We start from the raw sequence: 20,087 nt of genomic DNA on the forward strand, positions 1-20,087 counted from the left end.
TAAGCCGCGGAATTTATTTTCTGGCGCGCGCCTCGGTAATGATGCGCACTTCTTCGCGCTCCGCCGCGCTAAGTCCCTGGGTGCGCGAGCGGGCGATCAATTCTGTTAGTCTCAACTCCAGCACTGAATCAAACATATGGTCCAGCGCGTCGGTGAACGTTTTCTCTGCGATATCCTTATCTGCTATATCGTCCCACGTTGAGAGTTTTTCAAGGGTAGCGGCTTCTTTTGTACCGCGATAATGTTCGAGCAATTGCCCGGTGGTCAGACCAGGCTGCGAAAGACAAGTATTGACCAGCTCTGCAAACAGCTCCAGTCCCGGCAGCTTTGTTTTATCCAATGCGGCCAGTGAGGGCACTAAAGGCGCCAGCTCAGGATTCTGGACTAATAATCCTATCAGTATACGCATGGTTGTACGCTTTAGCGTCGGCGCAGGCCGCGTTTGCGAATTATCTGCCTGGCGCGTCATCAATCGCTCAAGCTGGCTGTCATCCAGAATGCCGAGCTTGTTGCCTAACTCCTGACGCAGATAGATGCGCAGCGTCTCGCCCGGCACCTGACTGATTAACGGCAGCGCCAGCGTGCTAAGCTGCGCGCGTCCGTCCGGCGTGCTCAAATCCACCTGCGGCAGCAGACTGTTGAACAGGAACGTCGAAAGCGGCTGTGCCTGCTCCATACGCGCCTCGAACGCCGCTTTGCCTTCCTGACGAACCAGCGTATCCGGGTCTTCGCCATCGGGCAGAAACATAAAGCGTAGCTGACGTCCGTCCGTCATGTAAGGCAGCGCGGTTTCCAGCGCGCGCCACGCAGCGCTTCGGCCTGCTCTGTCGCCGTCGTAACAGCAAATCACGTTATTCGTGACACGAAAAAGCATCTGGATATGCTCTGCCGTGGTCGCGGTGCCGAGCGAGGCGACCGCATAGTTGATGTCGTACTGCGACAGCGCCACGACGTCCATATAGCCTTCGACCACCAGAAGCCGCGGCGGGTTCGGATCGCTTTGCTGCACTTCATAAAGGCCATACAGCTGGCGGCCCTTATGGAAAATATCGGTTTCCGGGGAGTTTAAATATTTCGGCAGCGCATCGCCTAACACGCGGCCGCCAAAGCCTATCACTCGCCCGCGCTTGTCGCGGATGGGGAACATCACCCGTTCGCGAAAGCGGTCATAACTGCGGCCCTGATCGTTGGTCACCAGCATGCCCGCGTCGATAAGCGACTTGCGGTTTTCGCTGTTATTGCCAAAACGCTTGAGCACGTTGTCCCAGCCCGGTGGCGCGTAGCCAATCGCGAAACGTTCAATAACCGATTCGCTCAGCCCGCGTTTTGCCAGGTACTGGCGCGCTGGCTCGGCGCTTTGCGCCTGTAAGGCCTGACGATAAAAACCGTTCAGTCCGTCCAGCAGCTCATACAGCGTCTGGCGCTGATGACGCTCTATTTGCGTCGGTCCGCTACCCGCTTCGAACGGCACTTCCAGATTATGCATGGCCGCCAGCTCTTCGACGGTCTCGACGAATTCGAGCTTGTCGTAATTCATCAGGAAGTCGATAGCATTGCCGTGCGCGCCGCAACCGAAGCAGTGATAAAACTGTTTTTCGCCGTTTACGGTGAAAGAGGGGGTTTTTTCATTATGGAAGGGACAGCACGCGTGGTAGTTCTTGCCCTGCTTCTTGAGCTTTACCCGTGCGTCTATCAGGTCGACGATATCGGTGCGAGCCAGCAGATCATTGATAAAGACACGTGGGATTCGTCCAGCCATAAGCCCCGTTTTTATCAGCCCATAAACGAGAATAAGCCGCGCATTCCTTTCGGAAGCACGGCCTCTACAACTACTACTCTGTCTGTTTCAGGGGAGGATATCCCCTGAGGAATTAGTACAGACGAGTACGGCGTGCGTTTTCGCGAGCCAGTTTCTTCGCGTGACGTTTCACTGCGGAAGCTTTGGCGCGTTTACGTTCGGTAGTCGGTTTTTCATAGAATTCACGACGACGAACTTCCGCCAGAACACCCGCTTTCTCGCAGGAACGTTTGAAGCGACGCAGTGCTACGTCGAACGGCTCGTTTTCACGTACTTTAATTACCGGCATGTGCCTCTCACCTTTGATTAATTCGGTTCTGCTGGCATCAGATAGCCAGCTTATTTCAAAATGGTGCGGAATTTTACTGCAACTGCTGCTGCTTTGTAAAGCACCGCCAGGACCAGAAACGCGGTTTTTGTGCGGTCTATTCCAGGGGCACGTATTATACACTATCTGGCCGCCTGGGTTGAGCAAAGTTTTACATCGGCCACCGTTGGCCCTACACTGCGCGGCAGGCGAGAGAGGTAAAAAAACCATGCGTGTACTGGGAATTGAGACATCCTGTGATGAAACCGGCATCGCGATTTATGACGATGAAAACGGGTTATTAGCCAACCAATTGTATAGTCAGGTAAAACTGCATGCCGATTACGGCGGCGTCGTGCCTGAGCTGGCCTCGCGCGATCACGTGCGTAAAACTGTGCCTCTGATTCAGGCTGCCATAAAAGAAGCGGGCCTGACGGCGAAAGATATCGACGCGGTCGCGTACACCGCAGGGCCAGGGCTTGTGGGCGCGCTGTTAGTCGGCGCGACGGTCGGCCGCGCGCTGGCGTTCGCCTGGGATGTGCCTGCGGTGCCGGTGCACCACATGGAAGGCCATCTGCTGGCACCGATGTTAGAAGACAATCCGCCCGAATTTCCTTTCGTGGCGCTGCTGGTTTCTGGCGGCCATACGCAGCTTATCAGCGTGACGGGTATCGGCCAGTATGAACTGCTGGGCGAATCTATCGACGACGCCGCGGGCGAAGCGTTCGACAAAACCGCCAAGCTGCTGGGGCTTGATTATCCTGGCGGCCCGATGCTGTCGAAAATGGCGGCGCAGGGCACAGCGGGGCGCTTTACCTTCCCGCGTCCGATGACCGATCGTCCGGGTCTGGATTTCAGCTTCTCCGGGCTGAAAACCTTCGCCGCGAATACCATCCGTGATAACGGCACCGACGATCAGACCCGCGCCGACATTGCGCGCGCGTTTGAAGATGCGGTGGTGGATACCCTGATGATCAAATGCCGCCGTGCGCTGGATCAGACCGGCTTTAAGCGTCTGGTGATGGCGGGCGGCGTGAGCGCTAACCGCACGCTGCGCGCGCGTCTCGCGGAAATGATGCAAAAACGTGGCGGCGAAGTGTTCTATGCGCGCCCGGAGTTCTGCACCGATAACGGCGCAATGATTGCCTATGCGGGCATGGTGCGTCTGAAAGCGAAGGGCGAAGCGGGGCTTGGCGTGACCGTGCGTCCGCGCTGGCCGCTTTCGGAGCTGCCTGCCGCGTAACGCGTCAGAGAAAGTCATAAAAAAGGAGTGAATCATCACTCCTTTTTTTGTGGCCGCTTTTTGCGAAACCGGCTCCAGATTTTGCTTTCCTGGCCGCGCCACAGGCGCTGAATATTATCGTGATGACGCAAAAGGATAAGACACGAGAGCATGGCCACAGGGAACGTAAACTGCGGCTTAAACCACCAGACATAAAACGGTGCCACCAGCGCGCTGACAATTGCGCCAAGCGACGAGTACCCGCTCAGTAACACCGTCAGAAACCAGGTGCCCGCCATCACACCAGTCAGATCCCAGCCGATAGGCGCAATCGCGCCGAACGCCGTCGCCACGCCTTTACCGCCGCGAAAATGGAAAAAGACCGGCCAGATATGGCCCAGACAGGCGGCAATGGCGATAAGCCCCAGCCAGAATGGCGTCACGCCCAGTGCATACGCGCCCCATACCGGCAGCATGCCTTTCAGCACGTCGAATATCAGTACCGCCAGGGCTGCTCCCTTGCCGCCAATTCGCAGGACGTTGGTCGCTCCGGGGTTGCCGGAACCGCTGTCACGAGGATCGGGGAGACCCGCGATGCGGCAGACCAGAATGGCGCTGGAGATCGAGCCGCAAAGGTACGCGAGGAGGATCATTCCAGGCGCGATTGCACTCATAACGCTGTTCCGTTGTGAAAATGTCGTTGTATTCTCTGCATCTGTGGATAATACGCATATTTTGCCGGAAGTGGTATCCGGCGGGGCTAAAAACAGGCAGGGCCGTGATGGACATAGTATTTATAGAGCAACTTTCGGTAATCACCACTATTGGCGTTTACGACTGGGAACAGACCATCGAGCAGAAACTCGTGTTCGATATCGAAATCGGCTGGGACAACCGGGCGGCGGCGGCGAGTGACGACGTGCGCGATTGTCTGAGCTACGCGGACGTCACGCAGGCGGTGCTGGAGCACGTCGGTAACGGTCGTTTCGCGCTGGTGGAACGGGTGGCGGAAGAGGTCGCGGAGATCATTCTGACGCGCTTTAACGCGCCCTGGGTGCGCATCAAATTAAGCAAGCCAGGCGCGGTGGCACAGGCCGCGAATGTCGGCGTTATGATTGAGCGTAGCAATAATCCGAATTAAAACATTTAAATTCATAATGAGTAAACCAAACGCGGGTATACCGGTCATAATGCAGGGACTTACGCGGCCGTCGCGCTGACGACCGCGTTTTTTAGCGCTTATTTTTTGGGGTACGAGGGTTTACTGAATGACTGATATGCACTCGCTGCTGGTGGCGGCGATCCTGGGCATTGTTGAAGGACTCACCGAATTTCTGCCGGTCTCCAGCACCGGCCATATGATAATCGTAGGCCACCTGCTGGGGTTTGAAGGCGACACCGCGAAAACCTTCGAAGTGGTTATCCAGTTAGGCTCCATTCTGGCGGTCGTCGTGATGTTCTGGCGTCGCCTGTTCGGGCTCATTGGCATCCATTTCGGGCATCCGCCGCATGAAGGCGTCGGCAAAGGTCGCCTGTCGCTCATCCACATTCTGCTTGGTATGGTGCCGGCGGTCGTGCTGGGGCTGGTGTTCCACGATTTCATCAAGTCGCTGTTTAACCCGATCAACGTGATGTATGCGCTGGTGGTGGGCGGCGTGCTGCTGATTATCGCCGAACTGCTGAAGCCGAAAGAGCCAAAAGCGCTGGGACTGGACGATATGACGTACCGCCAGGCGTTTTTTATCGGCTGTTTTCAGTGTCTCGCGCTGTGGCCGGGCTTCTCGCGTTCCGGGGCCACGATTTCCGGCGGTATGCTGGTAGGCGTGAGCCGCTATGCGGCCTCTGAGTTCTCGTTCCTGCTCGCGGTGCCGATGATGATGGGCGCTACCGCGCTCGATCTCTATAAAAGTATGAGCTTCCTGACGATGGCGGATCTGCCGATGTTCGCGGTCGGGTTTGTCACCGCCTTCGTCGTGGCGCTGGTGGCGATCAAAACCTTCCTGCATCTCATCAAACGAATCTCTTTTATTCCTTTCGCGATTTACCGTTTCATCGTGGCCGCCGCCGTTTTCGCGGTCTTCATGTAAACGTCTTAGCCCTCAGCCGCTGGCTGGGGGCAGCCTTCTTCCTTCCAGGCTGCCACCGCGCGAATACGCCGTTTTGTCAGTTCCTCACGAATCGCCGGGCCGGTGAAGCCCGCTTCTACGACCTCTTTGGGCGACACCGCGCGCGCCACTTCCCACGCCTCGCGCAGCAGTCGCGCCTGCGGATAATCTTTCGCTTCAAACCCGGTGCGTCCGCGCACGTCGGCCTCGCTGGTAATGGCTATCTGCTCCACGCGCTGCGGCTTGCGCCAGGCGTCTATCGAATCAAACAGGCCCACAATGGTGCGCGGCTTGAGTATCGGGAAGGTGTGGATCAGGTCATGGAACTCCGCCACCAGCTTCGCGAGATCGCGAATATCATTCGGCACGCGCAACCGCTCGCAAACCTGCGCTACCAGCCGCACGCCCGCCGGGCCGTGGCCGTGATGGCGCGGCCAGAGATGCGGTGGCGTCAGCCCTTTGCCGAGATCGTGACACAGCGCGGCAAAGCGCACGTCCACTGCCGTGCTTAACATCGCGGCCATGGCGAGCGTCATCAGCGTATGGATGCCGGTGTCGATTTCCGGGTGCCATTTGGCCGGTGCCGGAACGCCGAACAGCTTGTCCACTTCCGGGAACAGCACTTTCAGCGCGCCACACTCGCGCAGCATCAGGAAGTAGATTTGCGGATTGCGGGTGGTGAGCGCGCTTTCGGTCTCTTTCCAGACGCGTTCCGCCGTCAGATGTTCCAGTTCGCCGTTCTCCGCCATCTCGCGCATGAGCGAAAGCGTTTCCGGCGCGATGCGAAACCCGAGATGCGCATAACGTGCGGCGAAGCGGGCCACGCGCAGCACGCGCAGCGGATCTTCATTAAAGGCGGGCGAGACGTGTCGCAGCAGGCGCGCTTGTAAATCGTCGCGGCCGTGGTACGGGTCGATAAATTCGCCGGAATCATCCTGAGCGATGGCGTTAATGGTGAGATCGCGGCGCTGTAAATCCTGCTCCAGCGTCACGTCCGGCGCGGCATAGCAGGTAAAGCCAGTGTATCCCTGGCCGGATTTCCGCTCGGTGCGTGCCAGCGCGTACTCTTCGTGGGTTTGCGGATGCAAAAAGACCGGGAAATCTTTCCCGACCTGCTGATACCCAAGCGCCAGCATTTCGGCGGGCGTGGCACCCACGACCACCCAGTCTTTGTCTTTTACCGGCAGCCCTAACAGGGCATCGCGTACCGCACCACCAACCAGATAACTCTTCACGCATTCCACTCCGACATCAATTCAGCCGACAGATAATACGTTAAGTGTAGAGGAGATGGTGAGTGAAAAGGGCAGCGGGCGCTGCCCTGAGAGGATTAGTTCATCCAGCGGTCTTTGCGTTTGCGGCTTGGGATCATGTGCGGGAGCAGCAAACCGAGCAGCAAACCAACGCCCAGCACGCCGCCGCCATACATAAACCACTGCATGATGATGGTGCGCTGTTTATCGTCGATCTGAATATTGGCGGCGTTAACTTTCTTCTGCGCCACGATAAGCTCGTTTTTGAGCTTCTGGTTCTCATTTTTCAGGCCGTTGATAATGCCGTCGCTGGCCGCGACTTTCTTCTGCATCTCTGCCGTGCGCTGATTCCAGGTAGTGTCGATATTCGTCAGCTTATCGGTCAGGGTTTTGACCTGATTTTCCAGCTCCGGCACGCGGGTACGCAGGCTGGGCTCGCTTTTCAGCTGTTCCAGCGGGATCCACGACGTGCGGCCACTGGCATCACGAATCTGTCCATATTTGCCGTTACTTTCGAGCAGTGCGACTTCTTCGCCGGCGTTGACCGTGCCGACCAGGCGGTAATTGTCACCAGGGCCGCTACGCACCCAGGTGTTGAGTTCATCCGAGACATAGCGTTTTTCTTCGGCAACGGCCTGGAAAGTGACGCTAAGCGCAAGCAGTGAAAAGCAAATCAGACGTAATTTGTGCATCAGTTGGTCGTTATTGTCGTTGAAAGTGGAACGATAGTAGTGGCATCAGTCTGACGATGCAAAGCGTAAACCTGAATGGGAATCTTCCTGGTCAGCCCGTCGCCCGCCACCGCGGCAAATTTCGTGTTTTGATTGCGTCAAAAAGCCTCAAACATGGCAATTTTTCGCAAAATACTATCTACTAACAGATACTAGGCTATTAAGTTCGCTGGAGTTTTCTTCAGTGTGACCCAACGAGTAAAGCAGAGACATGGCTCAGGAAATCGAACTCAAATTTATCGTCGACCCGGAACAGATTGACGCGCTGCGCGCCACGCTGAATGCCCTTGAGGCTGAACACAGCGCCCCGCGCCAGTTGGTCAACATCTACTACGAAACCGCCGACAACCAGTTGCGCCGTCACGATATGGGGCTGCGTATCCGCGGCGATAATGGCCGTTATGAGATGACTATGAAAGTGGCGGGCCGCACGACCGGCGGGCTGCATCAGCGCCCGGAATATAATGTCGCGCTGGAATCCCCGGAGCTTGCGCTCGCCCGCTTCCCGGCGGAAGTCTGGCCGGAAGGGCTGTCGCCTGAAACGTTGCAGGCGGCGGTGAAGCCGCTCTTCAGCACCGATTTCGCCCGTGAAAAGTGGGTGGTTACTTACGGCGAAAGCCGCATTGAGCTTGCGCTTGATCGTGGCGAAGTGAAAGCGGGCGAGCTGGCGGAACCGATCTGCGAGCTGGAGCTGGAACTGCTCCAGGGCGAGGCGGCCGATGTGCTGAAGTTCGCCCGTCAGCTAGTGGCGAAACCGGGCCTTCGCCAGGGCAGCCTCAGCAAAGCGGCGCGCGGCTATCATCTGGCGCAGGGGAATCCTGAACGCCCGCTGCGCCCGCTCACGCTTCTCAAAGTGCCTGCGAAAACGACGGTTGAACAGGGGCTTGAAGCGTCGCTGGAGTGGGCGCTCGATCACTGGCTATACCACGAAGAGCTGTGGCTTCGCGGTAACGATAAAGCGAAGCAGCAGGTGCGTGAGGCCATCGCGCTGGTGCGTCATACGCTGGCGCTGTTCGGCGGCATTGTTCCGCGAAAAGCGAGCACTCGCTTACGCGATCTGCTGACCCAGTGCGAAGCGACGCTCGCGACAGACGCGTCGGCCCAGACGGTGGCTTTCAGCGCGATTCAGGCCTCTGCGCGCCTGGCGCTCACCGAATGGCTGATTTTCCGCGCCTGGCAGCCTTTCCTTGATGAAAAGGGCCGTCAGAAGATGGCCGATTCCTGGAAACGCTTCGCCGATATCAACCTCTCGCGCCACGCCGCGGAACTGAAAGCCGCGTTTGGTCAGCCGCTGGGTGACCGCTACGTTGATCAGCTGCCGCGCCTTTCGCGCGAGCTGGACGCGCTGCGCCTGCTGGCGGGCGTCTATGACGACACCGTCGCGCTGTTCTGGCTCGATAACTGGCAGGGGCTGCGTCACGCCATCGAAACCGGCCAGCGTATTGAAATCGAGCATTTCCGCAATGAGGCTATCTCGCAGGCGCCGTTCTGGCGGCACAGCGGGAAAGTGTAAATAACCACAGGAAACCCGCATGACGCCGCTCTCCCTCCCTTTGCAACAACAGTGGCAAGCCGTGGTGGAGCGGCTGCCGTTTGATGCCGCCGCGCTCAGCGATGACGCGCGCGCGGTGCTCACCTTCAGCGATTTTGTCCGCGAGGCGCTCAGCGCGCACCCGCAATGGCTGAACGAGCTGGAAGCCGCGCCGCCCGCGCCTGACGAGTGGCGTCACTATCCCGCCTGGCTTCAGACCGCACTAGCGGAAATCAACGACGAGGCGGCGCTGATGCGCGCGCTGCGCCAGTTCCGCCGCCGGATGATGACGCGTATCGCCTGGTCGCAGACGCTGAAACAGGCCACCACGCAGGAAACGCTCACGCAGCTTAGTCAGCTTGCGGAAACCCTTATCGTCGCCGCGCGCGACTGGCTCTACGCCGCCTGCTGTCGCGAATGGGGCACGCCGTGCAACGCGCAAGGCGTCGCGCAGCCGCTGATGATCCTCGGCATGGGAAAACTCGGCGGCGGCGAACTCAACTTTTCTTCGGATATCGATCTTATCTTCGCCTGGCCGGAAGGCGGTTCCACGCAGGGCGGACGCCGCGAGCTGGATAACGCGCAGTTTTTCACGCGCCTCGGGCAGCGGCTTATCAAAGCACTCGACCAGCCCACGCAGGACGGTTTTGTCTACCGCGTGGACATGCGCCTGCGCCCGTTCGGCGACAGCGGCCCGCTGGTGCTGAGCTTCGCGGCGCTTGAGGATTACTACCAGGAGCAAGGGCGCGACTGGGAGCGCTACGCGATGGTCAAAGCGCGCATCATGGGCGATAACGACGACGCCTGGAGCCAGGAGCTGCGCGCCATGCTGCGGCCGTTTATCTTCCGCCGCTATATCGATTTCAGCGTGATCCAGTCGCTGCGCAACATGAAGGGCATGATTGCCCGTGAAGTGCGCCGCCGGGGACTGACCGATAACATCAAGCTCGGCGCGGGCGGCATCCGCGAAACCGAGTTTATCGTCCAGGTGTTCCAGCTGATCCGCGGCGGGCGCGAGCCGTCGTTACAGCAGCGCTCGCTGCTGCCGACGCTTGAGGCGATAGAGCAACTGCATCTGCTCTCGCCGGACGATGCCGCCTGCCTGCGGGACGCCTATCTTTTCCTGCGGCGTCTCGAAAACCTGCTGCAAAGCATTAACGATGAGCAAACCCAGACGCTGCCGGGCGATGCGCTTAACCGCGCGCGGCTGGCCTGGGCGATGGACGAAGAGAGCTGGGAGGCGCTCAGCGCGCGGCTGGAGCGCCATATGGCGGGCGTGCGGCGCGTGTTTAATGAGCTTATCGGCGATGAAGAGCCGGGCACGGGCGAAGAGGCGCTGAACGAAGGCTGGCGCGAATTATGGCATGACGCGCTCGATGCCGACGATGACACGCCGGTGCTGAGCGGTCTGGGCGCGGAAAGCCGGATGCGGTTCCTCGCGACGCTCGCGGATTTTCGCAAAGAGACTGAAAAGCGCACTATCGGCCCGCGCGGTCGTCAGGTGCTCGATAATTTGATGCCGCCTCTGTTAAGCGCCGTCTGCGCAAGCCCGGACGACGCGGCGCTGGCGCTTGCCCGCGTCACGCCGCTGCTCACCGGCATTGTCACCCGCACCACTTATCTTGAGCTGTTAAGCGAATACCCCGGCGCGCTGAAGCACTTAATTCGCCTGTGCGCCGCCTCGCCAATGGTGGCCAGCCAGCTGGCGCGCTATCCGCTGCTGCTTGATGAACTGCTCGACCCGAATACGCTCTATCAGCCGACGGCGATGGACGCCTATCGCGACGAACTGCGCCAGTATCTGCTGCGCGTGCCGGATGACGACGAAGAGCAGCAGCTTGAGGCGCTACGCCAGTTTAAACAGGCGCAACTGCTGCGCGTGGCGGCGGCGGATATCGCTGGTACGCTGCCGGTGATGAAAGTGAGCGATCACTTAACCTGGCTTGCCGAGGCAATCATCGACGCGGTGGTGCAGCAGGCGTGGGGGCATATGGTGGCGCGCTACGGCCAGCCGACGCACCTGCGCGAACGCGACGGGCGCGGTTTCGCGGTGGTGGGCTATGGCAAACTCGGCGGCTGGGAGCTTGGTTACAGCTCCGATCTCGATTTAGTGTTCCTGCACGACTGCCCGGCGGATGTCATGACCGACGGCGAGCGCGAAATCGATGGCCGCCAGTTCTATCTGCGCCTGGCGCAGCGCATTATGCATCTCTTCAGCACCCGCACGTCGTCCGGCATTCTCTATGAAGTGGACGCCAGGCTGCGCCCGTCCGGCGCGGCAGGGATGCTGGTGACCACCGCGGAAGCGTTCGCCGATTACCAGAAAAACGAGGCCTGGACGTGGGAGCATCAGGCGCTGGTGCGCGCCCGCGTCGTCTACGGCGACAGGCCACTCCAGGCGCAGTTTGACGCCATTCGCCGCGACGTCCTCGCCACCCCGCGCGACGGCGACAAGCTGCAAACCGACGTGCGCGAAATGCGCGAGAAAATGCGCGCGCATCTGGGTAACAAACACCGCGACCGGTTTGATATTAAAGCCGATGAAGGCGGCATTACGGATATCGAATTTATTACGCAGTATTTGGTGCTGCGCTACGCGCCGGAGCAGCCGAAGCTGACGCGCTGGTCCGATAACGTGCGCATTCTGGAGCTGCTGGCGCAGAATGACATTATGCGCGAGGACGAGGCGAAAGCGCTCACGCACGCCTATGTCACGCTGCGTGACGAACTGCACCGGCTGGCGCTCCAGGAACAGCCGGGTCATGTGGCGCAGACGGCGTTCGGGCCTGAGCGCGAACAGGTGCGCGACAGCTGGCGGCGCTGGCTGGCCCCGGCGTAACCGTGCGATTGCGCGTAACTGTGCTATCATCGCGCGCAAATTTTGGTGTCTCTCAGGAGAGTCAGGAATGAAAGTAACGCTGCCCGATTTTGAACGCGCAGGCGTCATGGTAGTGGGTGATGTGATGCTGGACCGCTACTGGTATGGCCCGACGAGCCGTATTTCGCCGGAAGCGCCGGTGCCGGTCGTCAAAGTGGAAAACATCGAAGAGCGTCCGGGCGGCGCGGCGAACGTGGCGATGAATATCGCCTCTCTCGGCGCCAGCTCGCGGCTGGTCGGCCTGACGGGTATTGACGACGCGGCGCGCGCGCTCAGCCAGTCGCTCGCACAGGTGAACGTGAAGTGTGATTTCGTGTCAGTGCCGACGCACCCGACCATCACCAAGCTGCGCGTGCTGTCGCGCAACCAGCAGCTGATCCGCCTCGATTTTGAAGAAGGCTTCGATGGCGTGGATCCCGAGCCGCTGCATGAGCGCATTAACCAGGCGCTCGGGCAGATTGGTGCGCTGGTGCTTTCTGACTACGCCAAAGGCGCGCTTGCAAGCGTACAGCAGATGATCCAGCTGGCGCGCAAAGCCGGCGTTCCGGTGCTTATCGATCCGAAAGGCACCGATTTCGAGCGCTATCGCGGCGCGACATTGCTGACGCCAAACCTGTCGGAATTCGAAGCGGTGGCGGGCAAGTGTAAAACCGAGCAGGACATTGTCGAGCGCGGTATGAAACTCATCGCTGATTTCGACCTCAGCGCGCTGCTGGTGACCCGCTCAGAGCAGGGCATGACGCTGCTGCAACCGGGCAAAGCGCCGTTCCACCTGCCGACGCAGGCGCAGGAAGTCTATGACGTGACCGGCGCGGGCGATACCGTGATTGGCGTGCTGGCGGCGACGCTGGCCTCCGGCAATTCGCTGGAAGAAGCGTGCTTCTTCGCGAACGCGGCGGCGGGCGTGGTGGTCGGCAAACTCGGTACGTCAACCGTGTCGCCGGTGGAACTGGAAAACGCGGTGCGCGGGCGCGCGGAGACGGGCTTTGGCGTGATGAGCGAGGCGGCGCTGAAAGAAGCCGTACTGTCGGCACGCAAGCGCGGCGAGAAAGTAGTGATGACCAACGGCGTGTTCGACATCCTCCACGCAGGCCACGTCTCGTATCTGGCGAATGCCCGCAAGCTTGGCGACCGTCTGATTGTGGCGGTCAACAGCGATGCCTCCACCCGACGCCTGAAAGGCGATACGCGCCCGGTAAACCCGCAGGAGCAGCGTATGATTGTGCTGGCCGCGCTGGAAGCGGTAGACTGGGTGGTGCCGTTTGAAGAAGACACGCCGCAGCGGCTTATCAGCGAAATTTTGCCGGATCTGCTGGTTAAAGGCGGCGACTATAAGCCTGAAGATATCGCGGGCAGCAAAGAGGTGTGGGCGAATGGCGGGGACGTCATGGTGCTGAACTTCGAAGATGGCTGCTCGACCACCAACATCATCAAAAAGATCCAGAAGAACAGCTAACGCGCGTTGTGCGAACGCCCCTTGCCTGGCAGGGGGCGTTGTCGTTTCTGTCAGTCCTGCTTGTCGAGGCTATCGACCGGCGGAATGGCAGGCGGCGGCGTTACGGCAGTCACGGGCGCGCTGGCGCTGCCTGTGGTCGTGGTCGCTGAGGCGTCAGCCGGTGCGGAGGTGGTCGCGCCACGCGATTCCAGCGCGGTCAGACGCTGCTCCAGCGCCGTCAGTTTCTCGCGAGTGCGCAGCAGTATCTGCGTCTGCACGTCAAATTCCTCACGGCTCACCAGATCCAGGCGAGACAGCTGGGCCTGCAGTACCTGGCGGATTTTCTTCTCAACATCTTCCCCGATCTCACGGATCCCTTTTGGCATCGATTCATGGACCTGACGGGCGATCTGTTCAATTTTCTTCGGGTCAATCATAGCGGTTTCCCTGATCTGGTATGGTCTGAAGAGTAATTGTAATCGCTGATCGGAAGGGTATAAACCGGAAATGTTTGAATCTCATGCATTGCCGACGATTATCAATGGCGTTATAGTTATCCCGCTTATTCTCAGGGCGGGGTGAAATTCCCCACCGGCGGTAAATCAGGCTAATCAGGCTTCTGCGCGCAAGCGAAGACGCAAGATAAACTGAAAGCCCGCGAGCGCTTCAGGCTGTTTCTGAAGGTCAGCAGATCCGGTGTAATTCCGGGGCCGACGGTTAAAGTCCGGATGGGAGAGGGTAACGATCTGCCTGGGCTTGCGCCCACTCACGTTATTTTGCTTGCCGCTTGCCGGCACTCCTAAGACCGCCCTGATTCTGGTAATCCATATAATTAATGAGGTTTCTTTACCATGAATCAGACGCTTCTTTCTGCTTTTGGCACCGCTTTTGAACGCGTGGAAAACGCGATCGCCGCACTGCGCGAAGGGCGCGGCGTGATGGTGCTCGATGACGAGAACCGTGAAAACGAAGGCGACATGATTTTCGCCGCCGAAACCATGACCGTTGAACAGATGGCGCTGACCATCCGTCACGGCAGCGGCATTGTCTGCCTGTGCCTGACCGAAGAACGCCGTAAACAGCTCGACCTGCCGATGATGGTGGAAAACAACACCAGCGCGTTCGGCACCGGTTTTACTGTAACCATCGAAGCGGCGCACGGCGTGACCACCGGCGTTTCCGCCGCCGACCGCATCACGACCATTCGCGCGGCGATTGCCGACGACGCGAAACCGTCCGATCTGCACCGTCCTGGCCACGTTTTCCCGCTGCGCGCGCAGCCGGGCGGCGTACTGACCCGCGGCGGCCACACCGAAGCGACCATCGATTTAGTCTCGCTGGCGGGCTTTAAACCGGCAGGCGTGCTGTGTGAACTGACTAACGACGACGGGACCATGGCGCGCGCGCCGGAGTGCATCGCGTTTGCCCGCGAACACAATATGCCGGTCGTGACTATTGAAGATTTAGTGAGCTATCGCCAGGCGCAGGAGCGCAAAGCGAGCTGACAAAAAGCCCGGCAATCGCCGGGCCTGAAGGCTTCTGAAAAGCCCGGCTTGATCGGGCTTTTTTATTAGCCGCTAAGGCCGCTGGTTTGCAGCAGCGTCAGGCTTAATCCCATCACCGACATGCCGCACAGCACGCCGTAGCTTGGGTTGTTATGCGGATCGATCTCTTTGGCAAGCGGCATCAGCTCATCCACCGACAGTGCCACCATGATCCCGGCGACCGCCGCCATAATCGCCGCCATGACCACCGGCGACACCATGGTGCCGAGAATAAGCCACGCCAGCACGCCGCCCAGAATTTCGGCCATCCCGGAGAGCCCCGCCCAGATAACCGCTTTACGGCGCGAGCCGGTGGCCGCGTAAACCGGGCCTGCCACCGCCAGTCCTTCAGGAATGTTGTGTAAGGCGACCGCGAGCGCAATCCCGAAGCCCAGCTCCAGGTTGGTACTGGCCGTCACATAGGTGGCGATACCTTCCGGGAAGTTATGCAGGCTGATGCCAAGCGTCAGAAGAAGGGCGGTGCGGCGCAGATTACGTGACGCATGGGCAGGCGGCGGATCGATAAGATCCTGCGGGTGCGCGTGCGGCAATATGCGGTCGAGCGCGAAATAGCCGAGCAGGCCGACGATAAACATGCCGTAGCCCAGCACCGGCGACATGCCTTCCTCGCCGAGCGCGGCGGGCAGCATTTCCATTAACGAAATCAGCAGCATAATGCCTGCGGCAAAGCCCAGCGAGAAAGCCAGCAGCCGGTTAGAAGGCTTCTGCCCCAGCACACCGAGCAGCGCGCCGATAAACGTGGCGCCGCCCGCCAGTAAGGTCAGGATCAGAGGCACTGACATCGAATACTCCTTTTTGATAATGATTATCATTAATTTATCGGGCGGAACGGAAAAGTCGAGGCCCGTCCGTGGCTTTTACAGATTACTTACATTCAAATTTTCTGACGGTCTTCATCACGGTTATCTCCGTTCTTTCTGCGCGCAACCGGCGTAAGGTAAGTCCCATGATATTACCGTTTCAGGATACAAAAATGACCGCTTCCTCTCGCATGCCCGCACTGTTTTTGGGCCACGGCAGCCCGATGAACGTGCTGGAAGATAACTGTTATACCCGCGCCTGGCGAGAGCTTGGCGAAACGCTGCCGCGCCCGAAAGCCATTGTGATGGTCTCGGCCCACTGGTTTACGCGCGGCACCGGCGTGACCGCGATGGAGCAGCCGCAAACCATTCACGATTTCGGCGGTTTCCCGCAGGCGCTGTACGATACGCATTATCCGGCACCCGGCTCGCCCGCGCTGGCACTGCGCGTCGTGGATCTCCTGGCACCGGTGCCAGTCACGCTTGATAAAGAAGCCTGGGGCTTTGACCACGGTGCATGGGGCGTGCTGATAAAAATGTATCCGCAGGCCGATATTCCGCTGGTGCAACTGAGTATAGACAGCACCAAACCCCCGGCCTGGCACTATCAGATGGGCCAGCGACTGGCGACGCTTCGTGACGAAGGCGTCATGCTGGTGGCGAGCGGCAACGTCGTCCATAACCTGCGTACCGCGCGCTGGCATGGCGAAGGCGAACCCTATCCGTGGGCAGAGTCGTTCAATAACTTTGTTAAAGAGAATCTGACGTGGCGCGGCGAGGCGGCGGATCACCCGCTGGTCAACTATCTGGAGCATCCCGGCGGCAGCCTGTCGAACCCGACGGCGGAGCATTTCCTGCCGCTGCTGTATGTACTTGGCGCGTGGAACGGCGACGAGCCGGTGACGATACCGATCGACGGGCTGGAAATGGCGTCGTTGAGTATGTTGTCGGTACAGGTGGGTTAAGAATGGCGCCCTGGGGCGCCATCGCGGTTATTCCACAAACAGGTGTGGATAGAAGCGGGAGAGATCCTGGGTGATCAGCGCCTTATCTTCACGGATACCGATCCCGGCGGGCTGATCGTTGATAAGCCAGCTGCCGATAAGCGTGTAGCTGTCACCGAATCTCGGCAGCGGATGGAACTGCTGCACGATAGTGCCTTCTTCGCCATACGGACCCTCCACCTGCTCAATGGTCTGGCCGTTCTCGATAATCGAGACGTTAGCGCCTTCACGGGAGAACAGAGGCTTAACCACATATTTCTCCATTGGCGGCGGGTTATCTTCGCTGAAGTACGCGGGTAGCAGGTTAGGGTGATTCGGGTAGAGCTCCCAGAGCAGTGGCAGCAGCGCCTTGTTGGAGATAATGCTCTTCCACGCAGGCTCCAGCCAGCGCACGCCTGCGTCCTCAAGCTTGGTGGAGAAGGTTTCGCGCAGCATGTATTCCCACGGATAGAGCTTAAACAGGTTGCTGATGACCTGATCCTGGAGATCGGTAAACTGCCCTTTTTCGCCAAGGCCGATATCTTCAATAAATAGAAAATCGTTCTCGATCCCGGCTTCGCTGGCGCAATCCTGTAAATACTGCACCGTGCCGCGATCTTCCACCGTATCGCGACAGCAGGCGAGATGCAGGCGGCTAAAGCCGTACTGCGCTTTCAGCTCGCCGAAACGCTCGATGATCTTCTCCTGGAGGCTGTTGAACTGATCGCTGCCCTGCGGGAGATTCCCGGCGCGCAGCTGATCTTCGAGCCAGATCCACTGAAAGAACGCCGCTTCATATAAAGAGGTTGGCGTATCGGCGTTATTTTCGAGAAGTTTTGGCTCGCCGCGTCCGTCCCAGGCGAGATCGAGACGCGAATAAAGCGACGGCTGGCCGCTGCGCCAGGACTGACGTACAAACTCCCACGTGTGCTTCGGAATGCGGAATTTTGTCATCAGCGCATCGCTCGCGACCACTTTCTCCACCACCTGTAAGCACATCTGATGCAGCTCGGCCGTCACCTCTTCGAGCTTTTCGACCTGCGCCAGCGTCAGGCGGTAGTACGCGTCTTCGCACCAGTACGGCTCGCCATACATGGTGTGAAAGTTAAAGCCGTACTCCGTTGCCTTTTCGCGCCAGTCCGGGCGCTCGCGGATAGCGATTCTTTCCATGTATTAGCCGCCCATTGAACGAGAAGAAGAACCCGCCGCGCTGCGCTGCATCGTGGCCTGTTTCGCGACGGAATCGCCGAACCCCCCGCGGGTGATAGTTGAGGTGGTTGCCGGTTTCGGTGCCATCGCCGATTTCGGTACGGTCATGGTACGGCCCGGCTGCGCGGCACCGTAATTACGGCCGCTGGCGTCAGTATATTTACCGTAAGCCGGGCTCGCCGGGTTGCGCGAGCTGAACAGCGGCTGCTGGGCGAACCCCATGCCGCCGCCCATCAGACGGCCCATCATGTAGCCCGCCATCAGCGGCATCCACATGCTGCCGGTCTGCTGCGTGGCCTGGCTGGTATTGGTGTTATTGACCTGCTGGCACTGATCTTCGCCAAATTCCGCAACGCAGTCTTCACGCGTGGCGTATTTCGGCGCGGTGCGCTCCGCCTCTTTCAGGGCGTTGTTATACGCGGTGGTGCATTCAGCGCTTTTGCCGGGGTTGGCGGCCGAGCAGTCGTCTGCGTTTTGATAAAGCTGGACGGTTTCGTCGCTTTTTTCGCAACCTGCCAGCATAAAGGCTGCCGTGACCGCGAAGGCCACCGGCGTTAAATGACGCGCGTTCCAGCTTTTGCGAAACATTGCGCGGTTAATCTGTTTTGTCCGTTTCATGCCTGCATCCTGACCCAGTGGTATTGCACAGTTATGGTGCTCAGGATAGTGGATGAGTGGTTGAAATTAAAGCGAGAGGCCGGAGGGGGCGGGGATCTTTACGTTGACTTACGTTCAGGCGGGAGGCCGATATGCCTCCCGCCACAGACGTTACTGACGGAACGGGTTGCCGCTGTTGCTGTTGCCGCTGCGGGTGGCTGCGGCAGGCTGCATGGCAGGCGCACTGCCGCCGCCGTTCGCCATGTTATTCACGGCGGCGTCCTGCTCCGGGTTTTCCGGGGCGACGCTTTCAGGCGCGGTAGAAACCGGTTTGCCCAGCGAGTTATTCAGCGCGACCAAATCCTGCTCGTTGAGCGTACCCAGCGCAGATTTAATATTGAGCTGGTTGATCAGGTAGTTATAACGCGCGCTGGAGAGCTGCTGCTTGGCGTTATACAGCGTGGTGGTGGCGTCCAGCACATCGACAATGGTACGCGTACCAACCGAGTAACCGGCTTCCATCGCATCGAGTGAGCTCTGCGCGGAAACGACCGCCTGCTCATAGGCTTTGATGCTGCTGATGGAGGCGTTAACGTTGTTGTAAGACGAACGTACCGTCTGTACGACGTTACGGTGTGCGCTTTCCAGTTTTTCGCTGGCGCCCACGAAACTGTACTGCGCCTGTTTAACTTGTGACGTCACCGAGCCGCCGCTGTAGAGCGGCAGGTTGAAGCTCAGGCCGATGGAGTTCTGGCCGATTTTGCTGTCAGCGTAACGGCTTGCCGCCGCGCCGCTGGTTTTGCTGCCGCTGTAGTCGGTGTCCGACACGCTGCTGGACGCCGTTAAGCCGAGCGTCGGCATATGGCCGGTTTCGGCGTAGCGAATCTGCTCACGCGCCAGATCCTGGCTCAGACGCGCCTGCAGCAGCGTCAGGTTGCGCTGTTCTGCTTCTTTCAGCAGCGCGTTAATGGCGGCCGGTTTGGTGGTTTTGAAATTATCGACGTTCAGCGACGCGAGCTGCGGGTAGTAGTTGCCCGTCACCTGACGCAGCTGTTCCAGCGCGTTATCGAGGTTGTTACGCGCGGTCACTTCGTTCGCCAGCACGTTATCGTACTGCGCGCGGGCGTTCTGCACGTCGGTAATCGCCACCAGGCCCACGTTAAAACGCTGGGTGGTTTGATCGAGCTGGCGGTAGATCGCCTGTTTCTGCGCTTCGGTATACGAGAGCGCGTCAATCGCGCTCAGCACCTGGAAATAGGCCGTCGCGGTGTTCAGCATCAGCGTCTGCTGATCGGTCTGGTAGGTCACATCCTGAATGCCTGCGGTTTTTTCCTGCAGGGTCAGGGCGCGCCATTTGGACATATCGAAAATGGTCTGCGTTAATTGCAGCGACGCGCTCTTGACGGTGTTGTCTACGCCGTCGTTATCGCGAAAACCGTTGGTATAGGTGTAATCTGCGCCCAGGCCGAGCTGCGGAAGTAAAGGACTGCGGGCTTCGTTAATTTTTTCGAATGCGGCGTCGCGGTCAGCAGCGGAGCTGCGCAGGTCCGGGTTGCTTAAACGTGCCTGCTGGTAAACCTGCAACAGGTTTTCTGCCTGGCTCATGGCGCTGAAGCCCGTCAGGCTCAGGCCGATAAGGATGGGGAGCAGTTTCTTCATTTGCATTCCTTGTT

The 20,087-nt window shown here is 59.2% G+C and carries 18 protein-coding genes and 1 riboswitch; of the genes, 8 read left to right on the forward strand and 10 right to left on the reverse strand.

What is annotated here, in order from left to right:
• Positions 1 to 13: 13 nt before the first annotated feature.
• Positions 14 to 1,759, reverse strand: a complete 1,746-nt coding sequence (gene dnaG, locus AFK66_RS02535) for a DNA primase (protein ID WP_004385592.1) — start codon at positions 1,757 to 1,759, stop codon at positions 14 to 16.
• A gap of 112 nt (positions 1,760 to 1,871) precedes the next feature.
• Complete coding sequence (rpsU, locus tag AFK66_RS02540) at positions 1,872 to 2,087, reverse strand: 30S ribosomal protein S21 (RefSeq protein ID WP_001144069.1); 216 nt, start codon at positions 2,085 to 2,087, stop codon at positions 1,872 to 1,874.
• A gap of 247 nt (positions 2,088 to 2,334) precedes the next feature.
• On the opposite strand from rpsU, the gene tsaD reads away from it, so the two are divergent.
• Positions 2,335 to 3,348 (forward strand): tRNA (adenosine(37)-N6)-threonylcarbamoyltransferase complex transferase subunit TsaD, encoded by a 1,014-nt coding sequence (gene tsaD, locus AFK66_RS02545; RefSeq protein ID WP_007778149.1) that lies wholly within the window; start codon positions 2,335 to 2,337, stop codon positions 3,346 to 3,348.
• Between the two features lie 35 nt (positions 3,349 to 3,383).
• Here tsaD and plsY read toward each other — a convergent pair whose 3' ends face one another.
• Complete coding sequence (gene plsY / locus AFK66_RS02550) at positions 3,384 to 4,001, reverse strand: glycerol-3-phosphate 1-O-acyltransferase PlsY (protein WP_007707314.1); 618 nt, start codon at positions 3,999 to 4,001, stop codon at positions 3,384 to 3,386.
• Between the two features lie 107 nt (positions 4,002 to 4,108).
• Between plsY and folB the strand changes: the two genes are divergently transcribed.
• Entirely contained in the window at positions 4,109 to 4,468 is a 360-nt protein-coding gene (gene folB, locus AFK66_RS02555; protein WP_007707315.1) for a bifunctional dihydroneopterin aldolase/7,8-dihydroneopterin epimerase, read from the forward strand.
• Between the two features lie 127 nt (positions 4,469 to 4,595).
• Positions 4,596 to 5,414 (forward strand): undecaprenyl-diphosphate phosphatase, encoded by an 819-nt coding sequence (gene bacA, locus AFK66_RS02560; RefSeq protein ID WP_007778146.1) that lies wholly within the window; start codon positions 4,596 to 4,598, stop codon positions 5,412 to 5,414.
• A gap of 5 nt (positions 5,415 to 5,419) precedes the next feature.
• Here bacA and AFK66_RS02565 read toward each other — a convergent pair whose 3' ends face one another.
• Positions 5,420 to 6,667 (reverse strand): multifunctional CCA addition/repair protein, encoded by a 1,248-nt coding sequence (locus AFK66_RS02565; protein WP_007778142.1) that lies wholly within the window; start codon positions 6,665 to 6,667, stop codon positions 5,420 to 5,422.
• Between the two features lie 95 nt (positions 6,668 to 6,762).
• The gene (locus AFK66_RS02570; protein WP_004385598.1) at positions 6,763 to 7,377 is read right to left on the reverse strand and encodes a TIGR04211 family SH3 domain-containing protein; all 615 of its coding nucleotides are present in this window, start codon (positions 7,375 to 7,377) and stop codon (positions 6,763 to 6,765) included.
• Between the two features lie 250 nt (positions 7,378 to 7,627).
• Between AFK66_RS02570 and AFK66_RS02575 the strand changes: the two genes are divergently transcribed.
• The 3 genes from AFK66_RS02575 to hldE all read left to right on the forward strand — a co-directional run bounded on the left by AFK66_RS02575 (position 7,628) and on the right by hldE (position 13,281).
• Positions 7,628 to 8,929 carry a CYTH domain-containing protein gene (locus AFK66_RS02575; protein ID WP_007778135.1) on the forward strand — a complete coding sequence of 434 codons (1,302 nt, stop codon included), beginning with the start codon at positions 7,628 to 7,630 and terminating at the stop codon, positions 8,927 to 8,929.
• A gap of 19 nt (positions 8,930 to 8,948) precedes the next feature.
• Positions 8,949 to 11,786, forward strand: a complete 2,838-nt coding sequence (gene glnE, locus AFK66_RS02580) for a bifunctional [glutamate--ammonia ligase]-adenylyl-L-tyrosine phosphorylase/[glutamate--ammonia-ligase] adenylyltransferase (RefSeq protein ID WP_023898016.1) — start codon at positions 8,949 to 8,951, stop codon at positions 11,784 to 11,786.
• 67 nt (positions 11,787 to 11,853) lie between these two features.
• Positions 11,854 to 13,281 carry a bifunctional D-glycero-beta-D-manno-heptose-7-phosphate kinase/D-glycero-beta-D-manno-heptose 1-phosphate adenylyltransferase HldE gene (gene hldE / locus AFK66_RS02585; protein WP_023898018.1) on the forward strand — a complete coding sequence of 476 codons (1,428 nt, stop codon included), beginning with the start codon at positions 11,854 to 11,856 and terminating at the stop codon, positions 13,279 to 13,281.
• Positions 13,282 to 13,331: 50 nt separating this feature from the next.
• Here the strand turns inward: hldE and ubiK are convergent, their stop codons facing one another.
• Positions 13,332 to 13,697, reverse strand: coding sequence for a ubiquinone biosynthesis accessory factor UbiK (gene ubiK, locus AFK66_RS02590; protein ID WP_007778126.1), 366 nt, complete (start codon positions 13,695 to 13,697; stop codon positions 13,332 to 13,334).
• A gap of 123 nt (positions 13,698 to 13,820) precedes the next feature.
• Positions 13,821 to 14,004: riboswitch (FMN riboswitch) on the forward strand.
• Positions 14,005 to 14,111: 107 nt separating this feature from the next.
• Between ubiK and ribB the strand changes: the two genes are divergently transcribed.
• The gene (ribB, locus tag AFK66_RS02595; RefSeq protein ID WP_012123813.1) at positions 14,112 to 14,765 is read left to right on the forward strand and encodes a 3,4-dihydroxy-2-butanone-4-phosphate synthase; all 654 of its coding nucleotides are present in this window, start codon (positions 14,112 to 14,114) and stop codon (positions 14,763 to 14,765) included.
• Positions 14,766 to 14,830: 65 nt separating this feature from the next.
• Here the strand turns inward: ribB and zupT are convergent, their stop codons facing one another.
• Positions 14,831 to 15,607: a zinc transporter ZupT gene (gene zupT, locus AFK66_RS02600; protein ID WP_007778121.1), complete on the reverse strand. Its 777-nt coding sequence runs from the start codon at positions 15,605 to 15,607 to the stop codon at positions 14,831 to 14,833.
• A gap of 191 nt (positions 15,608 to 15,798) precedes the next feature.
• Between zupT and ygiD the strand changes: the two genes are divergently transcribed.
• Positions 15,799 to 16,590 carry a 4,5-DOPA-extradiol-dioxygenase gene (gene ygiD / locus AFK66_RS02605; protein WP_032982987.1) on the forward strand — a complete coding sequence of 264 codons (792 nt, stop codon included), beginning with the start codon at positions 15,799 to 15,801 and terminating at the stop codon, positions 16,588 to 16,590.
• Positions 16,591 to 16,617: 27 nt separating this feature from the next.
• Here the strand turns inward: ygiD and AFK66_RS02610 are convergent, their stop codons facing one another.
• From AFK66_RS02610 to tolC, 3 genes are all read right to left on the reverse strand, one after another.
• Positions 16,618 to 17,778: a glutathionylspermidine synthase family protein gene (locus AFK66_RS02610; protein WP_007778116.1), complete on the reverse strand. Its 1,161-nt coding sequence runs from the start codon at positions 17,776 to 17,778 to the stop codon at positions 16,618 to 16,620.
• A 3-nt stretch (positions 17,779 to 17,781) separates the two neighbouring features.
• Positions 17,782 to 18,435, reverse strand: a complete 654-nt coding sequence (locus AFK66_RS02615) for a DUF1190 family protein (protein ID WP_007778113.1) — start codon at positions 18,433 to 18,435, stop codon at positions 17,782 to 17,784.
• A gap of 150 nt (positions 18,436 to 18,585) precedes the next feature.
• A complete protein-coding gene (gene tolC, locus AFK66_RS02620) occupies positions 18,586 to 20,073 on the reverse strand; it encodes an outer membrane channel protein TolC (RefSeq protein WP_007778110.1) in 1,488 nt (495 codons plus the stop codon).
• Between the last annotated feature and the right edge of the window lie 14 nt (positions 20,074 to 20,087).

The sequence above is a fragment of the Cronobacter malonaticus LMG 23826 genome (assembly GCF_001277215.2).
GTDB classification, from domain to species: Bacteria; Pseudomonadota; Gammaproteobacteria; order Enterobacterales; family Enterobacteriaceae; genus Cronobacter; species Cronobacter malonaticus.